The following is a 15,865-nucleotide window of genomic DNA, read 5'->3' on the forward strand; positions in this document are numbered from 1 at the left end:
AGTTAGCACTTAAGTGTATCGAGTGCTAATTGATCAGACAGAGAGGAGTGATGAGGTGGTTACAGGGCGTCAGCAGGATATTTTAAATCTCATTATTGACATCTTTACCAAAACGCACGAACCTGTCGGATCCAAAGCCTTGCAAGAGTCTATTAACTCTAGCAGCGCAACCATTCGTAATGACATGGCGGCTCTAGAAAAGCAAGGTTTGCTTGAAAAGGCTCATACATCAAGTGGTAGGATGCCAAGTGTTGCTGGTTTTCAGTACTATGTGAAACACTCACTGGATTTTGACCGACTGGCTGAAAATGAGGTTTATGAGATTGTCAAAGCCTTTGATCAGGAATTCTTCAAATTGGAGGATATTCTGCAAGAGGCTGCTAACCTGCTGACAGACTTGAGTGGCTGTACGGTAGTATCACTGGATGTTGAGCCGAGCAGGCAACGTTTGACAGCCTTTGATATCGTTGTTTTGGGGCAACATACAGCCTTGGCAGTATTTACCCTAGACGAGTCACGAACGGTTACCAGTCAGTTTCTGATTCCAAGGAACTTTTTGCAGGAGGATTTGCTGAAACTGAAGAGCATCATTCAGGAACGTTTCCTCGGCCACACCGTTCTAGATATTCACTACAAGATTCGGACGGAGATTCCTCAGATTATCCAGCGTTACTTCACAACGACGGATAATGTTATCGATCTCTTTGAACACATTTTTAAGGAAATGTTCAACGAAAACATTGTGGTGGCGGGCAAGGTTAATCTCTTGAATTTTGCTAATCTGGCAGCTTATCAATTCTTTGACCAACCGCAAAAGGTGGCCCTGGAGATTCGTGAGGGGTTGCATGAGGATCAGATGCAAAACGTCCGTGTTGCAGACAGTCAAGAGTCCTGTCTAGCTGACCTAGCGGTGATTAGTAGCAAGTTCCTCATTCCTTATCGGGGAGTTGGAATTCTAGCCATTATCGGTCCTGTTAATCTGGATTACCAACAGCTAATCAACCAAGTCAATGTGGTCAACCGTGTTTTGACCATGAAGTTGACAGATTTTTACCGCTACCTCAGCAGTAATCATTACGAAGTACATTAAGATTGAAATCATTAAAGGAGGCGAAAATGGCCCAAGATATAAAAAATGAAGAAGTAGAAGAAGTCCAAGAAGAGGAAGTTGTGGAAACGGTAGAAGAAACAACTCCTGAGAAGTCTGAATTGGACTTGGCAAATGAACGTGCAGATGAGTTCGAAAATAAATACCTTCGCGCTCATGCAGAAATGCAAAACATTCAACGCCGTGCCAATGAAGAGCGTCAAAACTTGCAACGTTATCGTAGCCAGGATTTGGCAAAAGCGATTCTCCCTTCTTTGGATAACCTTGAGCGTGCACTCGCAGTTGAAGGTTTGACAGATGATGTGAAGAAGGGCTTGGAAATGGTGCAAGAAAGCTTGATTCACGCTTTGAAAGAAGAAGGAATCGAAGAAATCGCAGCTGACGGCGAATTTGACCATAACTATCATATGGCCATCCAAACTCTCCCAGCAGACGATGAACACCCAGCAGATACCATCGCCCAAGTCTTCCAAAAAGGCTACAAACTCCATGACCGCATCCTACGCCCAGCAATGGTGGTTGTTTATAACTAGGCTAGATAGCTTGAAAAAACTTGTCCGAAACGACACTAAACTATGAAGAAAGATAAGAGGCAAGCCGGAGGCTTGCAAGGAAGATATTGCCCGCCGTGGTGAAAGTTTCAGTAGCTTTTGCTACTGAAATAGGGGATTTTTGAGACAATAGGCTCAAAAATAAGTGATGAAATCCCGTAGGGAGTTGCTCACGTCCCCACCACTTAAGGGGAATATCAAAAAATCAAAATTCGAATATAAAATTTAAGGAGAAAAACACATGTCTAAAATTATCGGTATTGACTTAGGTACAACAAACTCAGCAGTTGCAGTTCTTGAAGGAACTGAAAGCAAAATCATCGCAAACCCAGAAGGAAACCGCACAACTCCATCTGTAGTCTCATTCAAAAACGGCGAAATCATCGTTGGTGATGCTGCAAAACGTCAAGCAGTTACAAATCCAGATACAGTTATCTCTATCAAATCTAAGATGGGAACTTCTGAAAAAGTTTCTGCAAATGGAAAAGAATACACTCCACAAGAAATCTCAGCTATGATTCTTCAATACTTGAAAGGCTACGCTGAAGACTACCTTGGTGAAAAAGTAACCAAAGCAGTTATCACAGTTCCAGCTTACTTTAACGATGCTCAACGTCAAGCAACAAAAGACGCTGGTAAAATCGCTGGTCTTGAAGTAGAACGTATCGTCAACGAACCAACAGCAGCAGCCCTTGCTTACGGTTTGGACAAGACTGACAAAGAAGAAAAAATCTTGGTATTTGACCTTGGTGGTGGTACATTTGACGTCTCTATCCTTGAATTGGGTGACGGTGTCTTCGATGTATTGTCAACTGCAGGGGACAACAAACTTGGTGGTGATGACTTTGACCAAAAAATCATCGACCACTTAGTAGCAGAATTCAAGAAAGAAAACGGTATTGACTTGTCTACTGACAAGATGGCAATGCAACGTTTGAAAGATGCGGCTGAAAAAGCGAAGAAAGACCTTTCTGGTGTAACTTCAACTCAAATCAGCTTGCCATTTATCACTGCTGGTGAAGCTGGACCTCTTCACTTGGAAATGACCTTGACTCGTGCGAAATTTGACGATTTGACTCGTGACCTTGTAGAACGTACAAAAGTTCCAGTTCGTCAAGCCCTTTCAGATGCAGGTTTGAGTTTGTCAGAAATCGACGAAGTCATCCTTGTTGGTGGTTCAACTCGTATCCCAGCCGTTGTAGAAGCAGTTAAAGCTGAAACTGGTAAAGAACCAAACAAATCAGTAAACCCTGATGAAGTTGTTGCCATGGGTGCTGCGATCCAAGGTGGTGTCATTACTGGTGATGTTAAAGACGTTGTCCTTCTTGATGTAACACCATTGTCACTTGGTATCGAAACAATGGGTGGTGTCTTCACAAAACTTATCGATCGCAACACTACAATCCCAACATCTAAATCACAAGTCTTCTCAACTGCAGCAGACAACCAACCAGCCGTTGATATCCACGTTCTTCAAGGTGAACGCCCAATGGCAGCAGATAACAAGACTCTTGGACGCTTCCAATTGACAGATATCCCAGCTGCACCTCGTGGAATTCCTCAAATTGAAGTAACATTTGACATTGACAAGAACGGTATCGTGTCTGTTAAGGCCAAAGACCTTGGAACTCAAAAAGAACAAACTATTGTTATCCAATCTAACTCAGGTTTGACTGACGAAGAAATCGACCGCATGATGAAAGATGCAGAAGCAAACGCTGAAGCAGATAAGAAACGTAAAGAAGAAGTTGACCTTCGTAACGAAGTAGACCAAGCGATCTTTGCGACTGAAAAGACAATCAAGGAAACTGAAGGCAAAGGATTCGACGCAGAACGTGACGCTGCCCAAGCTGCCCTTGATGACCTTAAGAAAGCTCAAGAAGACAACAACTTGGACGATATGAAAGCAAAACTTGAAGCATTGAATGAAAAAGCTCAAGGCCTTGCTGTTAAACTCTACGAACAAGCCGCAGCAGCCCAACAAGCTCAAGCAGGAGCAGAAGGCGCACAAGCAACAGGAAACGCAGGCGATGACGTCGTAGACGGAGAGTTTACGGAAAAATAAGATGCAAAGCCCGTTAAAACCTCACAGTGAAAATAGGAAATCTGACGCAGAAACTTTAGTTTCTAGAAAGATTTGTCTTTTTCACCAAGAGGTTAGGGCGTGCTCGATTCGGTAAGATGTTGAGGCGTTAAGAAAACGAAAGAAAAATAGGAAGCCATCGCCTTGTGCGATGCACAAAAGATGGCTTATCTTTTTTCCGAAGTTTTTAGCCGAAACTCAGTTAAGCCTAACTCGTTAAGAATGACAAATGGCTAAAGAGTTTGTCATTCGACTGCAATCGCTATGGCGACTTGCCTAAACGCCTTACTAGTTCAAAAACAAAGTATAATCGACTTTGTTTTTGAACGTTGTAATGATAGGAAGAAATCCAGAGGTTGCAACCCAGCCTCTGTTTTTCGATAAAATAGAGGGTGTAGCTTATGAAAAAAGTACTTTGTGTCATTTATCCTAATTTTTCTCTTTATGAGATAACTACTTTAACGAGTACTTTAGCTCTGTCTTTTGATATCACGATTGATTATGTAGCTTCTGAGAATTCGATGGTGGTCTCTGAGGATGGTTTGCCCTGTCAACCGACGAAAACATTGGATCAAATCCGTATAGAAGATTATTCTTGTGTGATTTTGCCAGGAATGGTAAATATAGGTCCTGCTATACAAGATGAGAAATTGATCTCGTTTTTGAGAAGTCTTGATGAGCAAGATATCCTAATTGCAGCCATTTCTTCAGCGCCCCTTTTATTGGCGAAAGCAGGCTTGTTGAACAACACGAAATTTACAGGTGGAATTTGGCAAAACTTCTTTGACTATTTTGAATTTCTGCCACGTGAGAATTTCCAACCGAAAGTTCTTGTACAAGATAAACAAATCATTACGGCTATCGGTTTTGCACATCAAGAGTTTGCAAGAAAAGTGATTTTCGGTTTAGGGTTGGCGGAGAATACGGACAACTATTTTAAAGAACAGAACGGGTATGCTGAAGAGGATTTGATATTTACTCTATCAGATGAAGAGTTTGATCAAGTGAAGCAGAGTATAGAAAACAGCCTCTAAAGATTTATATGAAAATTATAGAAAGGAACAAGGAGTGTTCGAGTAATTGAACACGGGTTCCAGAATTTCTTACTCAATATAACAGAAAGGAATTGAACCCGACCTAAATTCTCGGAAAAAAGATAAATCTGCCTAGGAGCATCGCCCCGGCGTCAGATTTCCTATTTTTCAGTCGAATTTTACGGTCTTGGTATCTTGTATGAACAATACTGAATTTTATGATCGTCTGGGGGTGTCAAAAAACGCTTCGGCAGACGAGATCAAAAAGGCTTATCGTAAGCTTTCGAAAAAATATCACCCAGATATCAATAAGGAGCCTGGTGCTGAGGAAAAATACAAGGAAGTTCAGGAAGCCTATGAGACTTTGAGTGACGACCAAAAACGGGCTGCCTATGACCAATATGGTGCTGCGGGTGCCAATGGCGGTTTTGGTGGTGCTGGCGGTTTCGGCGGTTTCGACGGGGCAGGTGGCTTCGGTGGTTTTGAGGATATTTTCTCAAGTTTCTTTGGCGGAGGCGGTGCTTCACGCAATCCAAATGCTCCTCGTCAAGGGAATGACCTCCAGTATCGTGTGAATTTGACCTTTGAAGAAGCTATTTTTGGAGCTGAAAAAGAGGTTAAGTACAATCGCGAAGCAAGCTGTAGTACATGTAATGGCTCTGGTGCTAAGCCAGGAACAAGTCCAGTTACTTGTGGACGCTGTCATGGCGCTGGTGTCATTAACGTCGATACGCAGACTCCGCTTGGTATGATGCGTCGCCAAGTAACCTGTGATGTCTGTCATGGTCGCGGAAAAGAAATCAAAGATCCATGTACAACTTGTCACGGAACAGGTCATGAAAAACAAGCCCATAGTGTACATGTAAAAATCCCTGCTGGTGTGGAAACCGGCCAACAAATTCGCCTAGCAGGCCAAGGTGAAGCAGGCTTTAACGGTGGACCTTATGGTGACTTGTATGTAGTGGTTTCTGTGGAAGCTAGCGACAAGTTTGAACGTGAAGGAACTACTATCTTCTATAATCTCAACCTCAACTTTGTCCAAGCGGCTCTTGGTGATACAGTAGATATCCCAACTGTTCACGGTGATGTTGAATTGGTTATCCCAGAGGGAACTCAGACTGGTAAGAAATTCCGTCTACGTGGCAAGGGAGCTCCTAGCCTTCGTGGTGGTGCAGTTGGTGACCAATACGTTACTGTTAATGTCGTAACACCGACAGGCTTGAACGACCGTCAAAAAGCAGCGCTGAAAGAATTCGCAGCTGCTGGTGATTTAAAAGTCAATCCAAAGAAAAAAGGCTTCTTTGACCATATTAAAGATGCCTTTGATGGAGAATAAAGTAAAAAGAGCCGACTGGCTCTTTTTGCTTGTAGATTTTTAAGACTTTCCTTAAGTAATGATGGACGGTAGTGACCTTCTTCGAAGTTACATACCTAAACTTTGAACCTAGGTCTCAAAGTTTCTGGACGCCTGAAACCAAGCTGTTTCAGGTATTTTCATTACGGCGGAAAGTCTGGGGAAGTATTCGATTTATACTCAATGAAAATCAAAGAGCAAACTAGGAAACTAGCCGCAGGCTGTACTTGAGTACGGCAAGGCGACGTTGACACGGTTTGAATTTGATTTTCGAAGAGTATTAGTTGTGAAATGGTGTATGAGTTTTCTAAATTATGATGTATAGTTGATGGAATATAACTTGTTTACCTTTTAGAAAAGAGCCGTCGGGCTCTTTTACTTATCTTCAGTTTCCTGTGTTTCTTTGATCACAGCTAGTCTAGTCTGGATATCCTTTTCCAAGACTTTAAACTTGTAAGTCAGGTCTTCTTGGTATTCCTTGATGAGTTCTTTTTGTTGGTCAATGATTTGCAGGCTGTTTTGGATAATATCCACATCATCCTTGATAGCTTGAACGCGGTCAGTAGTGTTCAAGACTTCATCTGTGATAGTTTGGCGATTTTTTGTGACCAGATAACTTCCGGCTGCAGCTCCTGCAAATAGCAATAGGTTGGATAATTTCATGGCAACTCCTTAGGCATTTTTGATGGTTTCAGCGATTTGAGCAAGTTTGTCAAAGTCTGGTTCGTGGGCGATAAAATCAATCTTGAGGTCATCGTCCGCACTGTAGCGAGGCACGAGGTGAACGTGGGTATGAAAGACTGTTTGACCAGCGATTTCTTCACAGTTAGTAATGATATTCATACCAGTAGCCTTGGTAGCTTTCATGACTTTTTGAGCTACTTTTGGTACTTGGGCAAAGAGTTGGCTGGCGCTAGTAGCGTCCATTTCCAAAAGATTGCGATAGTGCTTTTTGGGTACGACCAAGGTGTGTCCTGGTGTCACTTGAGAGATATCAAGAAAGGCAAGAACCTGCTCATCTTCATATACTTTTGAAGCAGGAATTTCCCCTGCGATGATTTTACAAAAAATGCAATCTGACATAAAATCTACCTCTACTGTATTGAATTTTGATATAATATAGCTACATTATACCAGATTTGGAGAAAATATGTTAGAAATTAAAAACCTGACAGGTGGCTATGTCCATATCCCTGTCTTGAAAGATGTGTCTTTTACTGTTGAAAGTGGGCAGCTGGTCGGTCTGATTGGTCTCAATGGTGCTGGAAAATCAACGACAATCAATGAGATTATCGGTCTGTTGACACCTTATAGTGGTTCTATCAATATCAATGGCTTGACCCTGCAAGAAGATGCAACGAGCTACCGCAAGCAAATTGGCTACATTCCTGAGACACCTAGTCTGTATGAGGAATTGACCCTCAGAGAGCATATCGAAACGGTTGCCATGGCTTATGGTATTGAGCAGAAAGTGGCTTTTGAGCGAGTAGAGCCCTTGTTAAAAATGTTCCGTCTGGACCAGAAATTAGACTGGTTTCCTGTTCATTTTTCAAAAGGGATGAAGCAGAAAGTCATGATTATCTGTGCTTTTGTGGTGGATCCGAGTCTTTTCATCGTGGATGAGCCATTCCTTGGTCTCGATCCGTTGGCGATTGCGGACTTGATTCAGCTTTTGGAAGTGGAAAAGCAAAAGGGCAAATCCATTCTCATGAGTACACACGTGCTGGATTCGGCGGAGAAGATGTGTGATGCTTTTGTCATTCTTCATAAGGGAGAGGTGCGTGCCAAGGGAAATCTCCTGCAACTGCGCGAAGCCTTTGACATGCCTGAGGCTAGTTTGAATGATATTTACTTGGCTCTGACCAAAGAGGAGGAGCTATGAAAGACTTGTTTTTAAAGAGAAAGCAGGCTTTTCGTAAGGAGTGTGTCGGTTATCTGCGCTATGTTCTCAATGACCACTTTGTCTTGTTCCTGCTTGTTCTGCTGGGCTTTCTAGCCTACCAGTACAGTCAACTCTTACAACATTTTCCTGAAAATCATTTGCCTATCCTTTTATTTGTAGGAATTACGTCTGTTTTACTTTTGCTTTGGGGTGGAATTGCCACTTATATGGAGGCTCCAGACAAGCTCTTTCTCTTAGTTGGAGAAGAGGAAATCAAACTCCATCTCAAGCGTCAAACTGGCATTTCCCTAGTCTTTTGGCTCTTTGTCCAGACCCTTTTCTTGCTGTTATTTGCGCCTTTATTTTTGGCAATGGGTTATGGCTTGCCTGTTTTTCTGGTCTATGTGCTTTTATTGGGAGTAGGTAAATATTTCCTCTTTCGTCAAAAGGTTAGTAAATTTTTCACTGAAACTGGACTGGACTGGGACTATGTCATTTCCCAAGAAAGCAAGCGCAAACAAGTCTTGCTTCGTTTCTTTGCCCTCTTTACGCAGGTCAAGGGAATTTCAAACAGCGTCAAGCGTCGTGCCTATCTGGACTTTATCCTAAAGGCTGTTCAGAAGGTGCCTGGGAAGATTTGGCAAAATCTCTATCTGCGATCTTATTTGCGAAATGGAGACCTCTTTGCGCTCAGTCTCCGTCTGCTCTTGCTTTCCATACTGGCGCAGGTCTTTATCGAGCAAGCTTGGATTGCGACAGCAGTGGTAGTGCTCTTTAACTACCTCTTGCTCTTTCAGTTGCTGGCTCTCTACCATGCCTTTGACTACCAGTATTTGACCCAACTCTTTCCGCTGGACAAGGGGCAAAAGGAAAAAGGCTTGCAGGCGGTAGTCCGAGGATTGACCAGTTTTGTTTTACTTGTGGAATTAGTTGTTGGGTTGATTACCTTTCAAGAAAAACTAGCTCTTTTAGCCTTGCTGGTTGCTGGTTTGGTTTTACTAGTCTTGTACTTACCTTATCAAGTAAAACGTCAGATGCAGGACTAACATTGCTTATATGATATTAAAAAAGAAGTTGAGTTCAGTTTGTCTCAGCTTCTTTTTAGTTGCTACAGGATAATGGTTGGCCCGTAGAGACTCAACTTGGTCTTGACCTGGTCAAAGTGGAAGCGGTCATATGCCCGCCAAGCAGCGCGAGTAGGAGCATCTGGATTGAGAGCGCTGAGTCCCATGAGAAGACTGGAAGTCTGGTAAAATTTTTCCAGTTCAATCAAGACTCGATTATCCACTGTCTCAGCCTTGGCTAGAAAGCCAAGAATAGAGTTTAATTGCTCCTGAAAGCGGACGTCGTCAGCGGTTGCCTGTTTGCATGCTTGATAGGCTTTGTTTAAGTCAGTAATCAAAGTCTGAGCTCTTTTGATGGGGTCTGTATCTGTCATGAGAATTCCTCCTTTAATCTGGGTGCTAGTCTTGGTTCTAGCAACTGTGTTTTGATACTGTCAGTCTATCACTTTTATCTTCTTTTTCACCATCAAATCTTTAATTGCCCTTGAAATTTCCTGAATGGTACTGTTAAGATTTTATGATAAAATAGTGGTAAGATTATCATGCTTATTTGAGGAACAAGCTACCCTTCAGGAGCGTTAAAGGCCTGTTTAGGATTTGGTAGGCTTGTATCATAGTATTTTTGCTATTCTCTTTTTAGGAAGAAATCGAAACAAGGAGAGTAAGAAGATGAGAATATTTGTTTTAGAAGATGATTTTTCCCAACAGACTAGGATTGAAACGACGATTGAGAAACTTTTGAAGGAACATCATATCACTCCGAGTTCTTTTGAAGTTTTTGGTAAGCCAGCTCAACTGCTGGCAGAGGTGTATGAGAAGGGAGCCCATCAGCTATTCTTTTTGGACATTGAGATTCGAAATGAGGAGATGAAGGGTCTGGAAGTGGCTAGAAAGATTCGGGATCGGGATCCTTATGCCCTCATCGTCTTTGTGACGACTCACTCAGAGTTTATGCCCCTGTCTTTTCGCTACCAAGTGTCTGCTTTGGACTACATTGACAAGGCCTTGTCGGCAGAGGAATTTGAATCTCGGATTGAGACAGCCCTCCTCTATGCCAATAGTCAAGATAGTAAAAGTCTGGCGGAAGATTGCTTTTACTTTAAATCAAAATTTGCCCAATTCCAGTATCCTTTTAAAGAGGTTTACTATCTCGAAACGTCGCCCAGAGCCCATCGTGTTATTCTCTATACTAAAACGGATAGGCTGGAATTTACAGCGAGTTTAGAGGAGGTTTTCAAGCAGGAACCCCGTCTCTTGCAGTGCCATCGCTCTTTTCTGATCAATCCTGCCAATGTGGTTCGTTTGGATAAGAAAGAAAAACTTCTTTACTTTCCCAATGGTGGAAGCTGTATGATCGCGCGTTATAAGGTCAGGGAAGTGTCTGAAGCTATCAATAACTTACATTGAGTGAGGTGCTGGAATGGAATTAGTTTGGAAGATAGTATATGTGTTTTTGATATCTGGATTGGAATTGTTTATATTTTTTAAGGTGGATGGAATTGTTCTAACTCTGGAGAGAGTTTTTAAGTCCTTTCTTTTTAAGCTGCTTTTAGCAGTTGTTTTTGTAACGATTAGCTATATAGTAGGAAATACTTACCTATCTTATTTTATGGAACCCTTGTACGGCATTGGTTTATCTTTATTACTGTTAAGAGGACTTCCTAAAAAACTCCTTTTCTTTTATGGTCTCTTTCCAATGATATTGGTGAATCTCTTTTATAGAGGTATTTCTTATTTTGTGCTTCCATTTTTAGGGCAAGGGCATGTGTATGATGACCGCTCTTTTATTTGGTTATGTATAAAAATTTTCATTTGCTTTATTTCTCTAGCCTTTTTGAAATGGTTAGACTATGATTTTACTAGTTTGAGAAAGGAGATTCCCGATAAAGATTTTCAAAAGTCCCTGACTAAGATTAACTGGATAATGGGGGCTTACTATCTAGTGATGCAAAGTCTGTCTTATTTTGAATATGTACAAGGTATACAATCAACGACTGTTCGCCATTTCATTCTGGTATTTTATCTACTCTTTTTTATGGGGGTTATCAAGAAATTAGATACCTATTTGAAGGAAAAACTTCAGGAGAAACTGAACCAAGAACAGACCTTGCGCTATAGAGATATGGAACGCTATAGTCGGCATATAGAGGAACTTTACAAGGAAGTACGGAGCTTTCGGCATGATTATAGCAACCTCTTGACTAGTTTACGTCTGGGCATTGAAGAGGAGGATATGGAGCAGATAAAAGAGGTTTACGACTCTGTTTTAAAGGATTCCAGTGAAAAATTGCAGGACAACAAATATGACCTGGGCAGATTAGTGAATATTCGTGATAAAGCCCTCAAAAGTCTCCTAGCAGGAAAGTTTTTAAAAGCTAGAGATAAGAAGATTATCTTTAATGTCGAAGTTCCTGAGGAGATTCAGGTAGAGGGGATGAGCTTGCTTGATTTTCTAACCATTGTGTCTATCCTTTGTGACAATGCTATTGAAGCCAGTGTAGAGGCCAGTCAACCTCATGTTTCAATTGCCTTTTTAAAAAATGGAGAACAGGAGACCTTTATCATTGAAAACTCCATCAAAGAAGAGAGCATCGATATTTCGGAGATTTTTTCTTTTGGAGCAAGTTCTAAAGGGGAGGAGAGAGGAGTTGGTCTCTATACCGTCATGAAAATTGTGGAAAGCCATCCCAATACCAGTCTAAATACCACCTGTCAAAATCAAGTCTTTCGTCAGGTTTTAACGATTCACTTGATGTCGGTTGATGATTAGAAGATTTATGAAGCAGAAGTACTGTATGCAGTTATCAATTAAAATACTATAGTATGTGAGGTATCCTATATGAATAAGAAATCCTATTTTGTCATCTGTTCTGCGTTGATCATAGCATCGAATCTTCTCATGATTTCTGTGGTGAACAAGGGAGAAGAAACGGGGAGCAATCTGTTTGTGATTGCTATAGCCTGTGTTATGTTACCGTCATTCTTATATGCGGTTGAGAACCGAATGGCTTCTTTAATTCGAACAGGGTCAGTAGCTTTACTCTTATTGACAGTATTGTCTTTAGTCCGTCTTGTCAACAGAATAGAGAGGACGCCTGAAATCCTCAACATTATCATTACCCTCCTGGTTTTGGCAGGTGGGACAGCCTGTATCCTAGTTGCAATCATGAGAATCTATCAGAACAGACGAAAGTAAGGGTGAATAGTTTTCGATTATTGTTAAATTCCCATAGGGCAAGTATGTTGTTCATGCTTGCTTTTTAAATTTGTTAACAATTCAAGATGTTTTGATGACCATTTATGATTTGGATGGAAAATTTTAAAAAATAGTAGTATACTAACCTTATTAAGGTTGCAATAGGACGAAAGTAAAAAGAGGAATTCCTCGTGAATGCAAAAACAATGTTACAATTGGCTATTATGGTTGTTTAAAGACTTGAGCTTGTGTACTTGGAGGTAATTATGGATTTCATAATAATCTCCCTTAACTCCACCTAATCAGGTGGAGTTTTTTGGCTCTATTTCAGGCTTTTTGGGACTATTCTAAAAATCATTTTTCGATATTTTTCGGTATTTTTCGGATTTTGGTCGGGGAATTGGCGGGGAATTTTTGAGATTTTGGCGGGGATTTTTTAGCGAATATGACTAAGAAATAGGTCTGTTGTCGCTTCAGCAAGTTCATCCTCAACTTGGTTATAACGATCGGTCATATAGACTTTTGTATGGCCCAGCGCCTGGCTTAATTGTTCAAGCGGAACCCCTGCAATAATGCTTTGAGTCGTGAAGAAGTGGCGCATCATGTGAGGTGTTACATGCAATCCTGTTGCTTCATTCACTAGATTGAAGTTTCTATTTAGCTGGTTTGGATTGATGAGGCCGCCTTTCTCGTTGATAGTGATATAATCCTTGTGCTGTTCCTTGATAATCCCTAACTTTCGCTTAATTTTAGAAGCTTCAGCTATCAGATAATAGATAAGGTCCGTTCCGATATCATCAAGGCAGACATATCGCTCTGAATCCTTCGTTTTAAGCCCTCCTTTCCCTTTCAAGGTCTGGTTGCTTCGACTGTCTCTAAGATGCAGTATAGCCCGTCCGCTGTCGTTCTGAGTGATGTCCATTGGACGCAAACCAAAGACTTCTCCTCTTCTCAATCCAAAAATGGTAAGATAGGTCAGAGCGTAGAATTGTTTTGGCATAATCTCTTCTGCCTTTGCTATCCAAGTCTTGAACTCTTTGAGAGTCACTTTCTTGTTAGCTGCAGGAATATCACTCTGGCCAATAAAGACACCTTTCAAGCGATTTGAGAGCAGATTCCCATTTTTGACGGCATCATTCAGTAATGACATGAAGCTGGAATTGAGAGTTTGAACAGTGTATCTGGTATGGTTCTGCAATTTTTCAGCGATAAAGAGTTCATACTCATTTCTATCCAAATTTTTAAGCTGGATAGAACCAAATTTGGGTTTGATATGATTCTTATAGAGATTATCATTGAGGTAGTAGGAAGTGTCATTCCAGCGCCCTGTTGACAATCTCTTTTCAGAATAGATATCCCAATACTGATCAAGCGTTAGATTCGTATTGATACCTAATTCTTGGTCTTGGATTTGTTGCTCAATATCTGTCAAGGCTGCACGAGCTTGGGGGAGAGTTGTGAGACCACTTTTAGTAATCTCTTTCTTTTTACCATGAAAATAGAAAGAGCGTCTGATATAATATCGCTTACCTTTTGCGGTCTCGTAGTAATAGATATTTGGGTATTTTGTTTTATTATATTTCATTGTATTCTCCTTGTTTATCAGCTTCTGGACAAGGTCTAAACATTGAGAATATTGACATCACCCCTTTCATGGTGTAAAATAGGGTATAGAAAAGAGGCCTTTTTAATGGCTGATTTTTATACAGGATAAGCTTCACAATCAAACTTTGGCGAGGGCGATTGTGGGGCTTTTTTGTTATTTCTTAACTTTATCTTTTAAAGCTTTCTCTATAGCTTTCTTTAATTCCAAAATAGATGCTTTTTCATCTTTGGTAAAGGTTACTGTATTTTCATCTTTGACGGCATCAAACACACCACCTTTTGAATCAGACGATCCAGGATAAACAAGTTGAAGATATCCAACAGTTGAACCAGGTTCTTTCAGTTGGTATGCTGTAATCTCAGATAGGAGAATTGACTTTTCGCCATCAAGACCATGAAGAAGAACATTAGATACATTTGACTTTCTTGCAATCCTGATAAAGTAATCATCGATTCTTACGACAGTTTTTGATTTTTTAAACTCAAAAACTCGTTCATTAGGTTCCTCTGTAAAAAGTTCGATTTCTAAAACTTCATTTTGTTTTTTACCAAATAACGCCATAATATTTCCTCCGTTTATTTTAGTATTTTCATTTCTCCTCTGTACTCTTGAGATATTTGAGTTTTATCAGAGTCTGAGGTATAAACAAGTAGTTGAGGTGTATCTTTTTCCACATCAACATTGTAACCTTTTTCTTGAGCCCACTTTTCAAAGATAGTATTTTTAGCTTTTAGAAATTCATTTGAAATATAGATCTTGCGGCTAGGGCTTTCATTTTTCCAGCTTTCTCCAATTCGCACTGAAATATATTTATCGTCGCCTCCAGGAACAAAATCAATCTTTTCCCCTTTATCAATAATTTCAGCGTTGTCTTTAAAATACAAGGCAAAATCTTCGCCTAACTCTTTAGTCATTTTAAATTTCTGTTCAACTGCTGTTGATGTTTTTTCAGATTTGGTTGCAGTATTTTTAGATGGGTTCTTTAAAATACTATTTGTCACACCAATAGCCAAAAAAGCTATCAGTCCCCAAAACCATACTCGCTTATAAATTGGCTTAGAATTTTTTCTTTTGTTCATGTTTTTTCTCCTTTATCCAACTAGTGACTTATATTCCTCTTTTACCATGATTTCATTTGTCATGGTTTTGAGGTTGTATTTCTCCATGAAGTGGAGGTAGTTGAAATTAGTGATGTCATCCATCGTTTCTAGCTCTTCTTTTAGCAGGTAGTGGATCATGTTTCTATCTGCTTGGAGTTCGTATTCTTCTCGTCTTCGTTTATACTGCTCCGGGTTGTGGTCTTTGTGCCCTATCTCGTGATAGATGACTTTCTTTTTCTCAATATCATCTAGGTAAGTGTCTACCGCTATGAGATTGTAGGGTTGGTTGTAAAGTCCTTTATTGTGGGAACCTCTACCATCAAAATAAACTAGATCGATACCTTGTTCAGAACAGACTTGTTCGGGTGTTGTCATAGGCAAGTATTACTTTCTATTTCTCATACGAGCTTCTAGTAGTGAGGAGATGAGGTCTAAATCCTCGTCGTTGAGTTCGTGTCCATCGTAAAAGAAGCTTTCTGCTGCGTCCTTTTTGAAGTCTATTTCTGTTTTTGTGACGGTATCCCTAGCGATAACTGGGTTATCTGTTCGTCCGAGCAGGTAGTCGGTGGATACGTTGAAGTAGTCAGCGATTTCTGAAATTCGTTCAGTGGATGGTTTTGAATTTTTTAGATTATAAATAGTATTTCTACTGTAACCAAGTTTTTCTTCCAATGAATTTATTGAAAGTCCCTGCTTTTTGGCAAGTTCTTTAATTCTGTCAAATGTCTGAAACATTGATTTTTCAACCTTTCTGAGAACATGACAAAAAATATTTAATATTTCTCATTAAAACACTTGACAAAGTTAATGCGAAGTATTAAAATAGTTTTTGTAAGTTAATGAGTTAGTAAAAAACAAAGTTAAAACTTATCTAAAAAATAAATAGC

Annotated in this window: 18 protein-coding genes; 10 read left to right on the top strand and 8 right to left on the bottom strand. The window is 40.4% G+C overall.

Features of this window, described 5'->3' with window-relative positions; genetic code table 11:
- Window positions 1–55 precede the first annotated feature (55 nt).
- The 5 genes from hrcA (at window position 56) to dnaJ (ending at window position 6,112) form a co-directional block, all read left to right on the top strand.
- A complete protein-coding gene (gene hrcA, locus HT679_RS09620; protein ID WP_173214435.1) occupies window positions 56–1,090 on the top strand; it encodes a heat-inducible transcriptional repressor HrcA in 1,035 nt (344 codons plus the stop codon).
- Window positions 1,091–1,116: 26 nt separating this feature from the next.
- Window positions 1,117–1,641, top strand: coding sequence for a nucleotide exchange factor GrpE (grpE, locus tag HT679_RS09625; RefSeq protein WP_000046038.1), 525 nt, complete (start codon window positions 1,117–1,119; stop codon window positions 1,639–1,641).
- Between the two features lie 259 nt (window positions 1,642–1,900).
- Window positions 1,901–3,724, top strand: a complete 1,824-nt coding sequence (gene dnaK / locus HT679_RS09630) for a molecular chaperone DnaK (protein WP_000034661.1) — start codon at window positions 1,901–1,903, stop codon at window positions 3,722–3,724.
- Window positions 3,725–4,143: 419 nt separating this feature from the next.
- Window positions 4,144–4,776: a DJ-1/PfpI family protein gene (locus HT679_RS09635; RefSeq protein ID WP_173214340.1), complete on the top strand. Its 633-nt coding sequence runs from the start codon at window positions 4,144–4,146 to the stop codon at window positions 4,774–4,776.
- A 199-nt stretch (window positions 4,777–4,975) separates the two neighbouring features.
- Entirely contained in the window at window positions 4,976–6,112 is a 1,137-nt protein-coding gene (dnaJ, locus tag HT679_RS09640; protein ID WP_173214342.1) for a molecular chaperone DnaJ, read from the top strand.
- 393 nt (window positions 6,113–6,505) lie between these two features.
- On the opposite strand, the gene HT679_RS09645 is transcribed toward dnaJ, so the two are convergent.
- Complete coding sequence (locus HT679_RS09645) at window positions 6,506–6,793, bottom strand: hypothetical protein (RefSeq protein ID WP_049487998.1); 288 nt, start codon at window positions 6,791–6,793, stop codon at window positions 6,506–6,508.
- Between the two features lie 9 nt (window positions 6,794–6,802).
- Window positions 6,803–7,213: an HIT family protein gene (locus HT679_RS09650; RefSeq protein ID WP_173214343.1), complete on the bottom strand. Its 411-nt coding sequence runs from the start codon at window positions 7,211–7,213 to the stop codon at window positions 6,803–6,805.
- Window positions 7,214–7,280: 67 nt separating this feature from the next.
- Between HT679_RS09650 and HT679_RS09655 the strand changes: the two genes are divergently transcribed.
- Both HT679_RS09655 and HT679_RS09660 read left to right on the top strand, forming a co-directional pair.
- A complete protein-coding gene (locus HT679_RS09655; RefSeq protein ID WP_049511542.1) occupies window positions 7,281–8,012 on the top strand; it encodes an ABC transporter ATP-binding protein in 732 nt (243 codons plus the stop codon).
- On the top strand, window positions 8,009–9,058 hold the full coding sequence (locus HT679_RS09660; RefSeq protein ID WP_173214344.1) for an ABC transporter permease: 1,050 nt from the start codon (window positions 8,009–8,011) through the stop codon (window positions 9,056–9,058). Before HT679_RS09655 ends, HT679_RS09660 begins: the two co-directional genes overlap by 4 nt.
- A gap of 62 nt (window positions 9,059–9,120) precedes the next feature.
- Here HT679_RS09660 and HT679_RS09665 read toward each other — a convergent pair whose 3' ends face one another.
- Window positions 9,121–9,450, bottom strand: coding sequence for a hypothetical protein (locus tag HT679_RS09665; protein WP_004257513.1), 330 nt, complete (start codon window positions 9,448–9,450; stop codon window positions 9,121–9,123).
- Between the two features lie 295 nt (window positions 9,451–9,745).
- On the opposite strand from HT679_RS09665, the gene HT679_RS09670 reads away from it, so the two are divergent.
- From HT679_RS09670 to HT679_RS09680, 3 genes are all read left to right on the top strand, one after another.
- Window positions 9,746–10,483, top strand: a complete 738-nt coding sequence (locus tag HT679_RS09670; protein ID WP_173214345.1) for a LytTR family DNA-binding domain-containing protein — start codon at window positions 9,746–9,748, stop codon at window positions 10,481–10,483.
- Window positions 10,484–10,496: 13 nt separating this feature from the next.
- Window positions 10,497–11,846, top strand: a complete 1,350-nt coding sequence (locus HT679_RS09675) for a sensor histidine kinase (protein ID WP_173214346.1) — start codon at window positions 10,497–10,499, stop codon at window positions 11,844–11,846.
- 69 nt (window positions 11,847–11,915) lie between these two features.
- Window positions 11,916–12,272: a hypothetical protein gene (locus HT679_RS09680; RefSeq protein WP_173214347.1), complete on the top strand. Its 357-nt coding sequence runs from the start codon at window positions 11,916–11,918 to the stop codon at window positions 12,270–12,272.
- A gap of 436 nt (window positions 12,273–12,708) precedes the next feature.
- Here HT679_RS09680 and HT679_RS09685 read toward each other — a convergent pair whose 3' ends face one another.
- The 5 genes from HT679_RS09685 to HT679_RS09705 all read right to left on the bottom strand — a co-directional run bounded on the left by HT679_RS09685 (window position 12,709) and on the right by HT679_RS09705 (window position 15,713).
- Window positions 12,709–13,857, bottom strand: a complete 1,149-nt coding sequence (locus HT679_RS09685) for a site-specific integrase (protein ID WP_173214349.1) — start codon at window positions 13,855–13,857, stop codon at window positions 12,709–12,711.
- A 174-nt stretch (window positions 13,858–14,031) separates the two neighbouring features.
- Window positions 14,032–14,439 (bottom strand): DUF4429 domain-containing protein, encoded by a 408-nt coding sequence (locus HT679_RS09690; protein ID WP_173214351.1) that lies wholly within the window; start codon window positions 14,437–14,439, stop codon window positions 14,032–14,034.
- Window positions 14,440–14,453: 14 nt separating this feature from the next.
- A complete protein-coding gene (locus HT679_RS09695; RefSeq protein ID WP_173214353.1) occupies window positions 14,454–14,957 on the bottom strand; it encodes a hypothetical protein in 504 nt (167 codons plus the stop codon).
- A 12-nt stretch (window positions 14,958–14,969) separates the two neighbouring features.
- Window positions 14,970–15,353 (bottom strand): ImmA/IrrE family metallo-endopeptidase, encoded by a 384-nt coding sequence (locus HT679_RS09700; RefSeq protein ID WP_173214355.1) that lies wholly within the window; start codon window positions 15,351–15,353, stop codon window positions 14,970–14,972.
- A gap of 9 nt (window positions 15,354–15,362) precedes the next feature.
- Window positions 15,363–15,713, bottom strand: a complete 351-nt coding sequence (locus tag HT679_RS09705) for a helix-turn-helix transcriptional regulator (RefSeq protein ID WP_173214357.1) — start codon at window positions 15,711–15,713, stop codon at window positions 15,363–15,365.
- Window positions 15,714–15,865: the final 152 nt, after the last annotated feature.

Source organism: Streptococcus sp. 4886 (assembly GCF_013276485.1).
In the GTDB taxonomy this organism is placed as follows: domain Bacteria; phylum Bacillota; class Bacilli; order Lactobacillales; family Streptococcaceae; genus Streptococcus.